This is a genomic window from Massilia orientalis (assembly GCF_030411975.2).
Classification (GTDB): Bacteria; Pseudomonadota; Gammaproteobacteria; order Burkholderiales; family Burkholderiaceae_D; genus Telluria; species Telluria orientalis.
This window is the reverse complement of the sequence record NZ_JASNRB020000003.1, coordinates 12,919-28,690: the sequence shown is the minus strand read 5'-3', so window position 1 is coordinate 28,690 and position 15,772 is coordinate 12,919. Positions and strand designations below refer to the sequence as shown.

General features: G+C 65.8%; 13 protein-coding genes. 11 read left to right on the top strand and 2 right to left on the bottom strand.

Annotation, left to right across the window (positions count from 1 at the left end; genetic code table 11):
- Window positions 1-11: 11 nt before the first annotated feature.
- A complete protein-coding gene (locus QPK29_RS04420; protein ID WP_371771738.1) occupies window positions 12-1,664 on the bottom strand; it encodes a 3-(methylthio)propionyl-CoA ligase in 1,653 nt (550 codons plus the stop codon).
- A gap of 208 nt (window positions 1,665-1,872) precedes the next feature.
- Here QPK29_RS04420 and QPK29_RS04415 point away from each other — a divergent pair, with 208 nt between their 5' ends.
- The 10 genes from QPK29_RS04415 (at window position 1,873) to QPK29_RS04370 (ending at window position 9,819) form a co-directional block, all read left to right on the top strand.
- Complete coding sequence (locus QPK29_RS04415; protein WP_449819857.1) at window positions 1,873-3,345, top strand: protein adenylyltransferase SelO; 1,473 nt, start codon at window positions 1,873-1,875, stop codon at window positions 3,343-3,345.
- A gap of 21 nt (window positions 3,346-3,366) precedes the next feature.
- Window positions 3,367-3,762 (top strand): peptide-methionine (R)-S-oxide reductase MsrB, encoded by a 396-nt coding sequence (msrB, locus tag QPK29_RS04410; protein WP_371771736.1) that lies wholly within the window; start codon window positions 3,367-3,369, stop codon window positions 3,760-3,762.
- A gap of 18 nt (window positions 3,763-3,780) precedes the next feature.
- A complete protein-coding gene (locus tag QPK29_RS04405) occupies window positions 3,781-4,434 on the top strand; it encodes a septation protein A (protein ID WP_371771735.1) in 654 nt (217 codons plus the stop codon).
- Window positions 4,431-4,706, top strand: a complete 276-nt coding sequence (locus QPK29_RS04400; RefSeq protein WP_036229424.1) for a BolA family protein — start codon at window positions 4,431-4,433, stop codon at window positions 4,704-4,706. The genes QPK29_RS04405 and QPK29_RS04400 overlap by 4 nt, the downstream gene beginning before the upstream one ends.
- Before the next feature lie 114 nt (window positions 4,707-4,820).
- A complete protein-coding gene (locus QPK29_RS04395) occupies window positions 4,821-5,612 on the top strand; it encodes a peptidylprolyl isomerase (RefSeq protein ID WP_056129627.1) in 792 nt (263 codons plus the stop codon).
- A gap of 102 nt (window positions 5,613-5,714) precedes the next feature.
- The gene (locus QPK29_RS04390; RefSeq protein ID WP_056129624.1) at window positions 5,715-6,494 is read left to right on the top strand and encodes a peptidylprolyl isomerase; all 780 of its coding nucleotides are present in this window, start codon (window positions 5,715-5,717) and stop codon (window positions 6,492-6,494) included.
- An 85-nt stretch (window positions 6,495-6,579) separates the two neighbouring features.
- Window positions 6,580-7,872 carry a putative glycoside hydrolase gene (locus QPK29_RS04385; RefSeq protein WP_371771734.1) on the top strand — a complete coding sequence of 431 codons (1,293 nt, stop codon included), beginning with the start codon at window positions 6,580-6,582 and terminating at the stop codon, window positions 7,870-7,872.
- 19 nt (window positions 7,873-7,891) lie between these two features.
- Window positions 7,892-8,923 (top strand): nucleoside hydrolase, encoded by a 1,032-nt coding sequence (locus QPK29_RS04380; RefSeq protein WP_371771733.1) that lies wholly within the window; start codon window positions 7,892-7,894, stop codon window positions 8,921-8,923.
- Between the two features lie 73 nt (window positions 8,924-8,996).
- On the top strand, window positions 8,997-9,356 hold the full coding sequence (locus QPK29_RS04375; protein WP_371771732.1) for a DUF1304 domain-containing protein: 360 nt from the start codon (window positions 8,997-8,999) through the stop codon (window positions 9,354-9,356).
- 16 nt (window positions 9,357-9,372) lie between these two features.
- Complete coding sequence (locus QPK29_RS04370) at window positions 9,373-9,819, top strand: GNAT family N-acetyltransferase (RefSeq protein WP_371771731.1); 447 nt, start codon at window positions 9,373-9,375, stop codon at window positions 9,817-9,819.
- A gap of 45 nt (window positions 9,820-9,864) precedes the next feature.
- Here QPK29_RS04370 and purL read toward each other — a convergent pair whose 3' ends face one another.
- Window positions 9,865-13,905, bottom strand: coding sequence for a phosphoribosylformylglycinamidine synthase (purL, locus tag QPK29_RS04365; RefSeq protein WP_371771730.1), 4,041 nt, complete (start codon window positions 13,903-13,905; stop codon window positions 9,865-9,867).
- A 171-nt stretch (window positions 13,906-14,076) separates the two neighbouring features.
- Between purL and QPK29_RS04360 the strand changes: the two genes are divergently transcribed.
- A complete protein-coding gene (locus QPK29_RS04360) occupies window positions 14,077-15,768 on the top strand; it encodes a response regulator (protein WP_371771729.1) in 1,692 nt (563 codons plus the stop codon).
- The last annotated feature ends 4 nt before the right edge of the window (window positions 15,769-15,772 follow it).

Genomic DNA, 15,772 nt, shown 5'->3' with positions numbered 1-15,772 from the left:
GAACGATCGTGTTATTCTTGGCACGCGCCGGGCAGGCGGTAGTCCCGGAACTGCTCGCGCAAGCGGTTCTTCTGGATCTTGCCGGTCGCCCCGGTCGGCAGGGACTCCACGAACAGCACGTCGTCCGGCATCCAGAATTTCGCGACCTTCCCATCGAAGAACCGCAGCAGTTCCGCGCGCGTCACCTCGGCTTCCGGCCGCCGCACGACGACGAGCACGGGCCGCTCGTCCCACTTCGGATGCCGCACGCCGATGCACGCGGCCTGCAGCACGGCCGGGTGCGCCATCGCGATGTTCTCGAGGTCGATCGATCCGATCCACTCGCCGCCGGACTTGATCACGTCCTTGCTGCGGTCCGTGATCTGCATGTAGCCGTCCGCGTCGATGGTCGCCACGTCGCCGGTCGGGAACCAGCCGTCCTGCAGCGCGTCGCCGCCCTCGTCGCGGAAGTAGCGCGAGATGATCCACGGACCTTTTACAAGCAGGTGGCCGAAGGTAAGGCCGTCCCAGGGCAGCTCGTTGCCGCCGTCGTCGACGATCTTCATGTCGACGCCGAAGATGGCGTGGCCCTGCTTGCGCAGCACGGCGCGCTGCCCGGCGACGGGCAGGTCGCGGTGCCGCGCCAGCAGGCCGCACGTCGTGCCGAGCGGCGACATCTCCGTCATGCCCCAGGCGTGGATGACCTCGATGCCGAAGTGGTCGATCAGGGTGTCCATCAGCGCGGGCGGGCACGCGGCGCCGCCGATGACCGTGCGGCGGAACGTCGAGAACGTGAGCCGGTTCTGCAGCGCGTAATTGACCAGGCCGAGCCAGACGGTCGGCACGCCCGCCGAGAACGTGACGCCCTCGGCCTCGAACAGGTCGTACAGCGACTTGCCGTCCAGCGCCGCGCCGGGCAGCACCAGCTTCGCGCCGGACAGCAGCACGGAATACGGCAGGCCCCACGCGTTCACATGGAACATCGGGACGACGGGCAGCACGACGTCGCGCCCGGCCACGTTCAGGGCGTTGGGCATCGCGGACGCGTACGCATGCAGCACGGTCGACCGGTGCGAATACAGCGCTCCCTTCGGATTGCCCGTCGTGCCGGACGTATAGCACAGCGACGCAGCCGCGCGCTCGTCGAGTTCGGGCCATTCATAATCTTCCGCCGCCGCGGCGAGCAGGTCTTCGTAGCACAGCAGGTTCGGCATGCCGCCGTCGGACGGCATGTGCGCCCGGTCGCTCATCAGCACGAACGCCTTCACCGTCGGGCACAGCGGCGCGATCGCCGCCACCAGCGGCAGGAACGTCAGGTCGAAGAACAGCAGCTGGTCGTCGGCGTGGTTGACGATGTACGCGATCTGCTCGGGATGCAGGCGCGGATTGATCGTGTGCAGCACGGCGCCCGCGCCGGATACGCCGTAATACAGTTCCAGGTGCCGGTAGCCGTTCCACGCCAGCGTGCCGACGCGCTCGCCCAGCGCGATGCCCTGCGCCCGCAGGACGTTCGCCACGCGCCGCGCCCGCGCTTCGCACTCGCGCACGGTGTAGCGGTGCATGTCGCCCTCGACCCGGCGCGAGACGATCTCGCTGCCGCCGTAATGCCGCGCGGCGAACCGGATGATGCTGGAGATTAACAGGGGCTGGTCCATCATCCGGCCCATCAACGGAACAGGTGTCATCGGTCTCTCGGGGTTGCTTGCGGGAAGTCGAGTTTCGAACGCTCGTACGGAAAACGTCAACGACATTCGATGCTGCACTGCAGCAGGTGACATTACCAAACGGTTACGGAATGTAACCCGGATAGGCCGCGCACGTCTTGCGCCCATAGAATCCGCGCGTGTGCGGTAAAATCCGCGCACGAAGAACCAATCAACCCGAGGAAGCGTTATCAGCACCCGCACCGCCGACGATCTGCCATTCGACAATGCCTTTGTCGAACTGCCGCCCGCGTTTTATACGCGCCTGATGCCGACGCCCCTGCCCGCGCCCTACTTCGTCGCGGCCAGCGCGCCGGCTGCGCGGCTTGTCGGGCTCGACGCCGCCGACCTCGCGCACGAGGATATCGTCGCCGTCTTCACGGGCAACCACGTCCCGCCCCGCTCGCAGCCGCTGGCCGCCGTCTATTCCGGCCACCAGTTCGGCCACTGGGCCGGCCAGCTGGGCGACGGCCGCGCAATCCTGCTGGGCGACATCGACGGTCCCGAGGGCCGCATGGAACTCCAGCTGAAGGGCGCGGGCATGACGCCGTACTCGCGCATGGGCGACGGGCGCGCCGTGCTGCGCTCGTCGATCCGCGAATTCCTGTGCTCGGAGGCGATGGCCGCCCTCGGCATTCCGACGACCCGCGCGCTGATGGTGACGGGTTCGAACAAGAGCGTGATCCGCGAAACGATGGAGACGGCCGCCGTCGTCACCCGCATGGCGCCGTCGTTCGTGCGCTTCGGTTCCTTCGAGCACTGGCGCTACCGCGACAAGCCGGAAGAACTGCGCACCCTGGCCGACTACGTCATCAAGACGTTCTATCCAGACCTGGCCGGCGCCCCCAATCCCTATCTCGCCCTGCTCGAGGAAGTCACGCGCCGCACGGCGCGGATGATCGCGCACTGGCAATCCGTCGGCTTCATGCATGGCGTGATGAACACGGACAATATGTCGATCCTGGGGCTCACGCTGGACTACGGCCCGTTCGGCTTCATGGAAGCGTTCGACGTCGACCACATCTGCAACCACACGGACCAGGGCGGGCGCTATTCGTACGCGAACCAGGTGCCCGTCGGCCACTGGAACTGCTATGCGCTGGCGAACGCGCTGCTGCCGCTGATCGAGGACCAGGAAGCGGCGCAGGCCGCCCTGGACGTGTACGTCGACGCCTACGGCGAAAAGTTCGATCAACTGCTGCACGCCAAGCTCGGGCTCAAGTCGACGCAAGAGAACGACCGCGCGCTGGCCGACGACATGTTCAAGCTCATGCAGGCGAACCACGTCGACTTCACACTGTTCTTCCGCCGCCTGGGCGACCTGCGGCTGGACGAACCGGAAGCGGACGCGCCGCTGCGCGACTTGTTCCTCGACCGCCCCGCCTTCGACGCGTGGGCCGCCGGGTACCGCGCGCGGCTGCGCCAGGAGGACAGTGTCGACGCCGAGCGGCGGCTTGCGATGCACGCCGTCAACCCCAAATACGTACTGCGCAACTACCTGGCCCAGGTGGCCATCGAAAAGGCGCAGAATGGCGACTTTGACGAAGTGCGCAGGCTGCTCGGTGTGCTCGAGCGTCCGTTCGACGAACAGCCCGGGAACGACGCCTACGCGGCACTGCCGCCGGACTGGGCATCGCACCTCGAGGTGAGCTGCTCTTCCTGAAACGATGAAAAACGAGGGATCATGACCGACAAAGTGACGAAAACCGACGCCGAATGGCGCGCCCAGCTGGACCCGATGGAATACCAGGTCACCCGCCACGCGGCGACCGAGCGCGCGTTCACGGGCAAGTACTGGGACCACCATGAGCACGGCATCTACCACTGCGTGTGCTGCGACACGCCGCTGTTCGAATCGGACGCGAAATTCGAATCCGGCTGCGGCTGGCCCAGCTATTTCAAGGCCCTCGATCCGGACAACGTGATCGAGAAGGTCGACAGGACTCATGGCATGGTGCGCACGGAAATCATCTGCGCCGTCTGCGATGCCCACCTGGGCCACGTATTCCCGGACGGCCCGCCGCCGACCGGCCTGCGCTATTGCATCAACTCGGCCGCGCTCCGCTTCGAGCCGATCTGAACCAGGGGCAACGTACCGATGAAATTCCTGTTCGACCTGTTCCCGGTCATCCTCTTCTTCCTCGTCTATAAAGTCGCGGATGGCCACCAGGACGCGGCGCATGCGCTCGTCCAGCAGTACATGGGCGCCCTGATCTCCGGCGGCAGCGTCACGCCCGACCAGTCGCCGATCATCCTCGCCTCCGCGGTCGGCATCATCGCGACCATCCTGCAGATCCTGTACCTGCTGGCGCGCGGCCGCAAGGTGGATGGCATGCTGTGGTTGTCGCTCGGCGTCATCGTCGTGACGGGCGGCGCGACCATTTATTTCCACGATCCGGACTTCATCAAGTGGAAGCCGACGATCCTGTACTGGGCCTTCGCGCTGGCGCTGTTCGTCGCGCAGGTCGGCTTCCGCAACAACCTGATGCGCAAGGTGATGGAGGCGCAGATCCGCCTGCCGGACGCCGTCTGGACCAAGGTCGGCTATGCATGGATGGGGTTCTTCGCCGCCATCGGCGTGCTGAACCTGGTGATGGCCTTCATCGTCTTCAAGGGCAACACGGGCGCGTGGGTGAACTTCAAGCTGTTCGGCATCACGGGCATCTTCTTCGCGTTCATCGTCATCCAGACCCTGATGCTGTCGAAGTACATCGAAGAACACGAACAGCCGCAGGGCAAGGGAGACGCATGATGGATGACCGCGTGGAACGCATCCGGCAGTCGCTCGATGCCGCATTGAGCCCGTCCGTACTGGAGGTCGGCGACGATTCGCACCTGCACGCAGGGCACCCCGGCGCGGCCTCCGGCGGGGGGCATTACCGAGTGAAAATCGTTTCCGAACGCTTCGAGGGACTGAGACTGGTCATGCGACATCGACTGGTATATGATGCCGTGCAAGGTATGATGCACACCGACATACATGCCCTGGCGATTACCGCCGTCGCGCCTTCGGAGCAGTCGTGACGCGTGTTTTTCGGAAGTCTTAAGTGAGATGTAAGTAAGTCGATCCAGAATCCGCTACGCACTACAAAAACTAATCAAATCTTCGTCCAAGCAACCCCCCTCACAGGAAACAAAATGACTTTTAAGCCAGCACGGCTGCTGTTAGCCCTGATCGCTATCGCCGCATCGTTTGCGTACTCGCCTTCGTTTGCACAGAACCTCGCCGTGGTGAACGGCAAAGCCATTCCGTCGTCGCGCGCCGACGCGATCGTCAAGCAGGTCGTGGCGCAAGGCCAGGGCACCGACAGCCCGCAACTGCGTGACGCGATCAAGAAGGATCTGATCTCGCGCGAAGTGATGATGCAGGAAGCGATCAAGCAAGGCTACGACAAGAATCCTGAAGTCAAGGCGGCATTGGAGAACGCCCGCCAGACCATCGTGATCAACGCCCTCGCGCGCGACTACATCACGAAGCACCCGGTGTCCGACGCCGAAGTGAAGGCCGAGTACGACCGCTTCGCGAAGCAGACCGGCGACAAGGAATACCACGTGCGTCATATCCTGTTCGCAACCGAAGACGAAGCGAAGGCAGCCATCGCCAAGCTGAAAGGCGGCGCCAAGTTCGAAGACCTGGCCAAGGGATCGAAAGACACCGGCACCGCCAACAACGGCGGCGACCTGGATTGGGCCAGCCCGTCGTCGTTCCCGCCGGAATTCGCAGCGGGCTTCACCAACCTGCAGAAAGGCGCGATCACCGACACCCCGGTCAAGACCCAGGTGGGCTACCACGTGATCAAGCTGGACGACGTCCGTCCGGCCAAGCTGCCGACGCTGGACGAAGTCAAGCCGCAGATCTCCGAAGCGCTGACCCAGCAAAAGCTGGCCGCGTATCAAGAGGAAATGGTCAAGAAGGCAAAGGTACAGTAACATTGCAGCGCCGGCGGCTTCGCCCGCCGGTTTTCGTCGCCACGGCGACATTTCGTGTTGACCACCGGATCACCACCACCGGTTTTAGATAGGATCGAATAAATGATTGTGAAGCCAGCCCGCCTGTTGTTAGCCATGACCGCGATGGTAGCCCTGCCGTCGTTCGCGCAGAACGTTGCGACCGTCAATGGCAAGCCCATCCCCGCGGCCAAGGTTGACCAGGTGGTCAAGCAGGTCGTCGCCCAGGGCAAGGCAACCGATTCCCCGCAACTGCGCGAGGCAATCAAGAAGGACCTGATCGGCCGCGAAGTCCTGATCCAGGAAGCCGACAAGCAAGGCGTCGGCACCCGTCCGGACGTCAAGAACGCAATCGACAACGCCCGCCAGAGCATCATCATCAATGCGATGCTGGCCGACTACATCAAGAAGAACCCGGTCAAGGACGCCGACATCAAGGCCGAGTACGACAAGTACAAGGCGCAGATGGGCGACAAGGAATACCACGCCCGTCACATCCTGGTCGGCACGGAAGACGAAGCCAAGCAGATCATCGCCAAGCTGAAAGGCGGCGCCAAGTTCGAAGACCTGGCCAAGCAGTCGAAAGACCCGGGCTCGGCAGCGAACGGCGGCGACCTGGACTGGGCAAGCCCGGCCTCGTTCGTGCCTGAGTTCTCGAAAGCCATGACCTCGCTGAACAAAGGCCAGATCACCGAGACCCCGGTCAAGACCCAATACGGCTACCACGTGATCAAGCTGGAAGACGTCCGCGCCGCCAAGATCCCGCCGCTGGAAGAAGTCAAGCAGCAGGTCGCGGAATCGCTGCAGCAGCGCAAGCTGGCCGCGTTCCGTGAAGAGCTGATGAAGAAGGCCAAGATCCAGTAATCAGGTCACACCTGAACAAAGCGCTCCTCGTGGGCGCTTTTTTTTGACCAATTTGTTCGACCAAACAACAAAACGAGAGACGCCCATGAAACTTTCTCATTCCGCCGTACTGATCCTGTCCGCCCTGGCCGCCAGCGCGGCGACGGCAGCCGCCTCCCTGCCCCTCTACGTCGGCCAGCCGCTCGCCGGCGCCAAAGTCATGTTCGGCGACTTCGACGTGCAAAAGCCGCTGGACGGCGACGCCGGCCGCATGGACGACGATCCGAAGCTGAAGAACGCCGTCGTCGAAGCCCGCCGCACCAGCAAGGATGCGGCCGGCGACGCGCTCGGCCTGACGTGGAAGGACGCGTGGTTCTCGACCGTGCGCGTGGAGAGCGCACCGCTCGACTTGCGCCCCTACCTGGCCAAGGGCACGGTCTCGTTCGACCTGAAGGTGAACGAGCTGGCGAAGGGCGGCCTGAGCGTCCGTATGGACTGCGGCAACAACTGCGAGCGCAAGGTCGGCAACGTGATCCCCGCGCGCGCCGCCCAGGGCAAGGGCTGGCAGCACCTGAGCTACGCGCTGTCGTGCTTCCATCACAAAGGCGACGACTTCAGCGCGGTGACGAAACCGTTCGCGCTGGACGGCACGGGCGCCGGCGACGTCGAGATCGCCAATATCCGCATCGACCCGGCCGGCAAGCCGAACCAGACTTGCCCCGACTACCGCACGGCCAGCGTGACGCCGGAGCCGCTGAACGAGTCGTGGTCCATCGACTGGTGGATGCCGCGCCATGAAGAGAAACTGGCCGAGATTGCGCGCCGCAAGGCCGCCGGCGAGCGCACGGACCTCGTCTTCATCGGCGACTCCATCACGCACCATTGGGAAAAAGAGCAGCCGGAGCTCTTCAAAGCGTTCTACGGCAAGTACAATCCGCTGGACCTGGGCTATGGCGGCGACCGCACGGAAAACGTCCTGTGGCGCCTCCAGCATGGCGAGCTCGACGGCATCGATCCGAAGGTCACCGTGCTGATGATCGGCACCAACAATACGGGCCACCGCGCCGAGGCGCCGGAACTGATCTTCGCCGGCATCAAGCGCGACGTCGCGGAGATCCGCAAGCGCCTGCCGAAGACGAAGCTCCTGCTCCTGGCGATCTTCCCGCGCGGCGAGAAACCGGACGACGGACAACGGATGAACAACGAGAAGGTCAACGCGATGCTGCCGAAGCTGGCCGACAACCAGCACGTGTTCTTCCTGAACATGAACAAGGCGTTCCTGGCGCCGGACGGCACGCTGTCGAAGGACATCATGCCGGACCTGCTGCATCCGAATGCCGAAGGCTACAAGATCTGGCAGCGCGCGATGCAGCCGGAGCTCGACAAGCTGATGCGCTGACCGCCACGGCAACCGCACCATGCGTGACACCGCCGCGCCATCCCTTCAGCGCCGGGCCATCCTGCGCGCCGGCCTTGCGGCTGCGGCGCTCGGCGCGGCCCGGTCGACCCATGCGCTTACCGCCTCGCCGCGGCAGCGCGTGATTGTCGACAACGATTTCTCGGGCGATCCCGACGGCCTGTTCCAGCTGGCGCACCACCTGGCCTCGCCATCGGTCGAGATTCCCTTCGTGATCGGTTCCCACATCCACACGGGCGACTTTCTCGACGGCTCGACGCGACAACCGGAGAACGCCGTTGCCAAGGTGCGCGAGCTGTATGCGACGATGCGCCTGCCCGGACAACCGCCCGTCATCGCGGGCCGTGGCACGGCGTTGTCGAACGGTGAGCTGCCGGACATGACCGAGGTGGCCCGCGGCATCATCGCCGAAGCGACGCGTACGGATACGAAGTTGCCGCTCTATTATGCCGCCGGCGCCGGCCTGACAGACCTCGCGACGGCGTTGATGCTGGCACCGCGGATAAGCCGCAACCTGAAGCTCGTGTGGATCGGCGGGATGGAGCACGGCGACCTGCTACCGGGCGTTCCGCCACGCCACGACGCGGAATACAACCTCACCATCGATACGGTGGCCGCCCAGTGGGTGTTCAATCATAGCGATGTCGAGATCTGGCAGGTGCCGCGCAACGTGTACCGCCAGCTCATCGTCAGTCACGCGGAACTCGGCGCCGGCTTGCGCGACGCGGGCAAGCTCGGGAGGTTCCTGATCCGGCAGCTGGAACGTGTTACCGCCCTCATGAAGGACGGCCTGGGCGAAACCTACATCCTTGGCGACAGCCCGCTCGTGACCCTCACCGCGTTGCAGTCGTCGTTCGAACCGGACAGCGCGTCGAGCGCCTACGTCGTGCGCCCGACACCGCGCCTGGCGGACGACGGGCGGTACGTCGCGAATCCCAATGGCCGGCCCATGCGCGTGTACCAGACGATCGATACCCGGCTTACGTTCGCCGACATGGTTGCGAAGTTCGCGCAGGTGGGGCGCGTACAGTGAGCAGATGCAATTTGGAAACCCAAGCGCTTCCGGATGCGGTAGAGTACTTGCATTACCATCTTGCCGAACACGCATGCTGCTCATCGCCACCCTCCTCACCGCCATCGTCATCGCCATCCACGTCTACATCGTGCTGATCGAGACCGTCCTGTTCCGCACGCGCGGCAGGAAGGTGTTCGGCATCAAGGAAGACAGGGTGGACGCGCTCGCGCCGCTGATGTCGAACCAGGGTTGCTACAACGGCTTCCTGGTGGCGAGCCTGGCGGTGGGACTGCTGCACCCGAATCCGGCGATCGGGCGCGCATTTGCCGTGTTCGGGCTCGTGTGCGTGGCCGTCGCGGGCGCCTGGGGTGCGGCGACGGTGTCGCGCCGCATCCTCTTCGTCCAGACCGTGCCGGCCGCGCTGGCGCTGGCCGCATGGCTGGCGGCCTGACGCGGAGCGTACGCCGATGCTGAACTGGACGAAAGACAACTACCTGGTCTCGACCGACGACAGCCTCCTGCAGCTCGACGTCATTCACCAGAACCTCACCCGGACCACCTGGGCCGCGGGCATCGACGCGGCGACGGTACGCAACGCCATCGCGCACAGCCTCAACTTCGGCCTGTACGACGACGGCCGGCAGATCGGCTACGCCCGTTTCATCACCGACCATGCGACGTTTGCCTACGTGGCGGACGTGTTCGTCATCGAGGCGTATCGCGGCAAGGGACTGGGGCGGTGGCTCGTCGAATGCATGCTGGCGTATCCCGGCGTCGACCGCTACCGCCGGCTGCTGCTGGCGACGACGAGCGCGCCCTGGCTGTACGAGAAGCTCGGGTTCACGACACCCGACAATCCGAAGCTCTTCTGGCACATCAACCGGCCCGGGATCTACCGACAGCGGCCGGAATGAAAAAGCGCTGCCGAGGCAGCGCTTTTTTCATGGAACCGACCGCGATCAGCCCACCCACTTCCGCGCATTCTGGAACATGCGCGCCCACGGCGAGTCCTCGCCCCAGCCGTCCGGATGCCACGACATCGTGACGGTACGCGCCACGCGCTCGGCGTGCGGCATCATCACGGTGAAGCGGCCGTCCGGCGTCGTGACGGCGGTCAGGCCTTCCGGCGAGCCGTTCGGGTTGAACGGATAGGCCTCGGTGGCGGCGCCGCGGTTGTCGATGTAGCGCAGCGCCTTCACGACCTGCGCGATGTCGCCGGTCTGCGAGAAGTCCGCGAAACCTTCGCCGTGCGCGATCGCCAGCGGCGCGTGCGTGCCCGCGAGACCCTGGAAGAAGATCGACGGCGAGTCCATCACCTCGACCATGCCGAAGCGCGCCTCGAACTGTTCCGACTTGTTGCGGGTGAACTTCGGCCATGCCTCGGCGCCCGGGATGATCGATTTCAGGTTGCTCATCATCTGGCAGCCGTTGCAGACGCCCAGGCCGAACGTGTCGCCGCGGCCGAAGAATCGCGCGAACGCCGCCTTCAGTTCCGGGTTGAACAGGATCGTCTTGGCCCAGCCTTCGCCGGCGCCCAGCACGTCGCCGTACGAGAAACCGCCGACGGCGATCAGGCCCTTGAAATCGTCCAGCTTCGCGCGGCCGGCGATCAGGTCGCTCATGTGCACGTCGACGGCCTCGAAGCCCGCCTGGTGCATCGCCCATGCCGTCTCGATATGCGAGTTGACGCCCTGCTCGCGCAGGATCGCGACGGTCGGACGGGCACCGGTCGCAATGAACGGCGCGGCGATGTTCACGTTCGTGTCATGCACGAGCTTCGGGGTGAAGCCCGGATCCTGCTCGTCCAGCAGGCGCTCGTATTCCTGGTCCGCGCACGCCGGGTTGTCGCGCAGGCGCGCGATGCGCCAGCTCGTCTCGCTCCACAGGCGGTGCAGTTCGCTGCGGCGCTTGTTGTAGATGACCTTCGTGTCGCGCGTGAATTCCACGACGCCGCGGTCGTTCACTTTGCCGATGATGTGGCTGCAGGCGCCCAGGTCGAACGCGCGCAGCACGTTCATGACGTCCGATTTCTCGGCGGTCTTGACCTGCACGACGGCGCCCAGCTCTTCGCTGAACAGCGCGCGCAGCGTGAGGTCGTTGCGGCGCTCGCCCACTTGCGACGCCCAGTTCTTGGCGTCGCCGTGGTCGGACGCGTGCTCGCCTTCCATCGTCAGGATGTCCAGGTTCACCGAGACGCCGGCGCGGCCCGCGAAGGCCATCTCGCACAGCGTGGCGTACAGGCCGCCGTCCGAACGGTCGTGGTAGGCGAGCAGCTTGCCGTCGTTGTTCAGTTGCTGGATCGCCGCGAAGAAGGCTTTCAGGTCGGCCGGATTGTCGACGTCCGGCGTGTCGTTGCCCAGCTGCTGCGTCACCTGCGCCAGCGCGGAGGCGCCGAGGCGGTTCTTGCCGCGGCCCAGGTCGATGAGGATCAGCGACGTGTCGCCGAGGTCAGTGCGCAATTGCGGCGTCAGGGTCTTGCGCACGTCGGTGACGGGCGCGAAGCTCGACACGATCAGCGACACCGGCGAGACGACGGCCTTGTTCTCGCCGTCTTCATTCCACGTCGTCCGCATCGACAGGGAGTCCTTGCCGACCGGGATCGAGACGCCCAGCGCCGGGCACAGCTCCATGCCGACGGCTTTCACGGTGTCGAACAGCGCGGCGTCCTGGCCCGGCTGGCCGCATGCGGCCATCCAGTTCGCGGACAGCTTGATCGCGGCGATGTCGGCGATCGGCGCGGCGGCGATATTCGTGATCGCCTCGCCGACGGCCATGCGGCCCGACGCGGCCGCGTCGATGACGGCGACCGGCGTACGTTCGCCCATCGCCATCGCTTCGCCCTTGTAGCCTTCGAAGCTCAGCGTGGTGACGGCGCAGTCGGCCACCGGCACCTGCCACGGGCCGACCATCTGGTCGCGCACGCTCATGCCGCCGACGGTCCTGTCGCCGATGGTGATCAGGAACGATTTGTCGGCGACGGTCGGCAGCAGCAGCACGCGGCGCGCGACTTCTTCGAGATCGAGACCCGTCACGTCCACGGGTTTGAACTGGTCCTTCACGTGCTCGACGTTGCGGTGCATCTTCGGCGGCTTGCCGAGCAGGACGTCCATCGGCATGTCGACCGGCGACGTATTCGTGATCGGGTCGATCAGGCGCAGCTGGCGCTCTTCCGTGGCGACGCCGACGGCCGCGAACGGGCAGCGCTCGCGTTCGCAGATGGCGGCGAAGCGCGGCAGGTCGTCCGGCGCGATGGCCAGCACGTAGCGCTCCTGCGATTCGTTGCTCCAGATTTCCTTCGGCGACATGCCGCTTTCTTCCAGCGGCACCTTGCGCAGGTCGAACGTGGCGCCGCGCCTGGCGTCGTTCGTGATTTCCGGGAAGGCGTTCGAGATGCCGCCCGCGCCCACGTCGTGGATCGAGATGATCGGGTTCCCGGCGCCCAGCTGCCAGCAGCTGTTGATGACTTCCTGCGCGCGGCGCTCCATCTCCGGGTTGCCGCGCTGGACCGAGTCGAAGTCCAGGTCGGCCGTATTGGTGCCCGTCGCCATCGACGACGCGGCCGCGCCGGCCATGCCGATGCGCATGCCCGGACCGCCCAGCTGCAGCAGCAGGCTGCCGACCGGGATGTCGTTCTTGTGCGTGTGTGCGTCCGAGATGTTGCCGATGCCGCCCGCGATCATGATCGGCTTGTGGTAGCCGAACACGGTATTGCCGTTGATGGCGGTCGGGCCGACGTTCTGTTCGTAGACGCGGAAATAGCCGCCGAGGTTAGGCCGGCCGAATTCGTTGTTGAAGGCGGCGCCGCCCAGCGGGCCGTCGACCATGATCTGCAGCGGCGACGCGATGCGTTCCGGCTTGCCGTACACCGTAGCGCCGCCCGTCTTGTCGGCCGAGTTCACGTTGGCCGCGTTTTCCCACGGCTGCACGGCGTCCGGCAGGTACAGGTTCGATACCGTGAAGCCGGTCAGGCCGGCCTTCGGCTTGGCGCCGCGGCCCGTCGCGCCCTCGTCGCGGATCTCGCCGCCGGCGCCCGTCGAGGCGCCCGGGAACGGGGAAATCGCGGTCGGGTGGTTGTGCGTCTCGACCTTCATCAGCGTGTGCGTCAGCTGCGTGACCGGCGCGTATTCCTGGCTGCCGGCCTGCGGATAGAAGCGCAGCGCCTCCGCGCCTTCCATGATCGCCGAGTTGTCGCTGTACGCGACGATCGTGCCCTTCGGCTGCAGCTGGTGCGTATTCTTGATCATCTGGAACAGGGATTTGTCCTGTTTCGCGCCGTCGATGGTCCACTCGGCGTTGAAGATCTTGTGGCGGCAGTGCTCCGAGTTCGCCTGCGCGAACATCATCAGCTCGACGTCCGTCGGGTTGCGCTGGACGCGGGCGAAAGCCTCGAACAAATAGTCGATCTCGTCCTCGGCCAGGGCGAGACCCATCGTGGCGTTCGCTTCGACGAGGGCGTCGCGGCCGCGGCCCAGCACGTCGATCTGGTCCAGCGGGCGGCTTTCCAGCTCCGTGAACAGGGCCTGCGCCTGGTCGGCACTGCGCAGCACCGTTTCCGTCATGCGGTCGTGCAGCAGCGCGGCGACGGCCTGGATCTCGTCGTCGGCCAGCTTCTTCGGCGCGCCGAAGCCCGTGCCGAGGATGCCGCTCTTCAGGACGACCTTGAACGCGACGCCGCGCTCGACGCGGTGGATGTGGGCCATGCCGCAGTTGTGGGCGATGTCGGTCGCTTTCGACGCCCACGGCGAGATGGTGCCCAGGCGCGGGATCACGAAGAACTCCTCGGTGACGCCCTCGTACTGCGTTTCCGGCACGGGCTCCCCATAGGTGAGCATGGCCGTCAAGCGCCCGGCGTCCTCCGTGGACAGGGGGGCGCTTGCGTCGATGAAGTGGTAGTAGCGCGCCGACACGTCGGCAATCGTCGGAGCGACGGCTTGCAGTTGCGTGAGAAGGCGTTGGCTACGGAAGGCAGAGAGGGCGTTGGAACCCGGCAGAATCAACATGGCTTGGAAGTCGGTTGATGCAGCGTGGCTGCGGGTGAAAGAAGCCCGGTATTATACAGCGTTGCCCCCTTCCCCGTCTGGCATGAGGCCCGCACCGGAGGCAAAAAGTTGCCGACCTTGCAGCTTAGCGGTATCGTAGTGTCGAAAAAACCCTGACGGTTTCCGAGACGCATGCCAGAAAACAGCTCATCCAGCCCAGCCGGCACGACGCAGAACGCGCAGCTCAACAATCAGTTGAATGCGCAACTGAGCGTTCTCATCGTCGACCCGAACCCGGCCCTGCGGGCGAACCTGCAGAACATGCTCAACCAGGCGGGCGTGACGCGCATCGAGTCCGCCGTCAACGCGAGCACCGCGATCAAGGCGCTCGGCCGCAAGTCCTTCGACATCGTCCTGTGCGAGTACGACCTCAGCGGCGGAACGGCGAACGCCGAAGGCCAGGACGGCCAGCAGCTGCTGGAAGACCTGCGCCACCACCGCCTCATCGCGCCCTGGGCCATCTTCATCATGCTGACGGCGGAAGGCGCGTACGGCAAGGTGGTCAGCGCGGCCGAGCTCACGCCCACGGACTACATCCTGAAGCCGTTCACGGCGCAGGCGCTGCACCAGCGCATCCAGAAGGCCGTCGCCCGCCGCGCCGCCCTGCTCCCCGTGTACCAGCTGATCGCACAGGCGCGCCCGCGCGAAGCGATCGACGCCGCCATCGAATCGGCCCGCACGCGCCCGCACTACGCCCTCGACTTCGCGCGGCTGCGCGCGGAACTGCACGTGTCGCTGAAGGAGCATGAACTGGCCGAAACCGTCTACCGCGACGTGCTGGCCGAAAAGCCGGTGGGCTGGGCGCGGCTCGGGCTCGCGCGCGCCATCGCCGCCCAGGGCCGCATGGACGAAGCGATCCCGCTGCTGGAACACATCGTGGCCGAGAACCCGCGCCTGATGGCCGCCTACGACCTGCTCGCGCGCTGCCAGCAGGAGCGCGGTGACGCGGCACTCGCCAAGAAGACGCTGGAGGACGCGGTCGCCATCTCGCCGTACGTCGTGCGGCGCCTGCGCCGGCTGGGCGAGGTGGCGCTGGAAGCGGGCGACGCGGACGGCGCCGAGAAATCGTTCCGGCAGGTCGTGACGCGTTCCCGTTATTCCGAATTCCGCAACCCCGAAGACCACGTGAACCTCGTCCGGGCGCTCGTCGGCAAGGGCGATCCGGCCGGCGCGTCGACCGTGATCCGCGACCTCGAACGCTCGCTGCGCGGCACGCCGGCGGCCGATGCGTGCAAGGCGATCTCGGTGGCGCTGCTGCACGACCTGGCCGGCAACGGCGCGGCGGCCATCAAGGAGCTCAAGCTCGCGGTGGACGCCGTGCGCGCGGGCGGCGCGCTGTCGCCCACTATGCGCGTGGGCCTCGCGCAGACCTGCCTCGCGCACCGCATGGACGACGAGGCGTCGGAAGTGATGCTCGGCGCGCTGAACGGCGGCGACGATGCGCTGTCCGCGCAGCAGGCGCTGAACGTGTTCGTGCGCGCGGGCCGGCCCGACCTCGCGGACGGCATGGGCAAGCAGTTGCGCGCCCAGGCCCAGATCCTGCTGGGCGTCGCGGACGAGAAGCGCAACATGGGGGACGTGCGCGGCGCCGTCCAGACCCTGCTGGAAGCGCTGCACATGGCGCCGAACAACCTGCAGGTGATGATCGCCGTCGTCGGCGGCGTCCTCCGCCAGATCATGGAGATGGGCTGGGACCACCCGCTGGCCGCGCTGTCGGAAGAACAGCTGGAACACATCCGCGCGCTCGATCCCGCGCATCCGCGGCTCGCGGCGCTGGATGCGGAGATGGAAGCGGCGAAGCGGAAGTACGGTATTTCGACCTGATCGC

Coding starts and splice junctions, on each gene's coding strand:
- QPK29_RS04395 (WP_056129627.1), top strand. CDS start 4,821: ATGACTTTTAAGCCAGCACGGCTGCTGTTAGCCCTGATCGCTATCGCC.
- msrB (WP_371771736.1), top strand. CDS start 3,367: ATGACCGACAAAGTGACGAAAACCGACGCCGAATGGCGCGCCCAGCTG.
- QPK29_RS04405 (WP_371771735.1), top strand. CDS start 3,781: ATGAAATTCCTGTTCGACCTGTTCCCGGTCATCCTCTTCTTCCTCGTC.
- QPK29_RS04360 (WP_371771729.1), top strand. CDS start 14,077: ATGCCAGAAAACAGCTCATCCAGCCCAGCCGGCACGACGCAGAACGCG.
- purL (WP_371771730.1), bottom strand. CDS start 13,905: ATGTTGATTCTGCCGGGTTCCAACGCCCTCTCTGCCTTCCGTAGCCAA.
- QPK29_RS04390 (WP_056129624.1), top strand. CDS start 5,715: ATGATTGTGAAGCCAGCCCGCCTGTTGTTAGCCATGACCGCGATGGTA.
- QPK29_RS04420 (WP_371771738.1), bottom strand. CDS start 1,664: ATGACACCTGTTCCGTTGATGGGCCGGATGATGGACCAGCCCCTGTTA.
- QPK29_RS04385 (WP_371771734.1), top strand. CDS start 6,580: ATGAAACTTTCTCATTCCGCCGTACTGATCCTGTCCGCCCTGGCCGCC.
- QPK29_RS04400 (WP_036229424.1), top strand. CDS start 4,431: ATGATGGATGACCGCGTGGAACGCATCCGGCAGTCGCTCGATGCCGCA.
- QPK29_RS04380 (WP_371771733.1), top strand. CDS start 7,892: ATGCGTGACACCGCCGCGCCATCCCTTCAGCGCCGGGCCATCCTGCGC.
- QPK29_RS04370 (WP_371771731.1), top strand. CDS start 9,373: ATGCTGAACTGGACGAAAGACAACTACCTGGTCTCGACCGACGACAGC.
- QPK29_RS04375 (WP_371771732.1), top strand. CDS start 8,997: ATGCTGCTCATCGCCACCCTCCTCACCGCCATCGTCATCGCCATCCAC.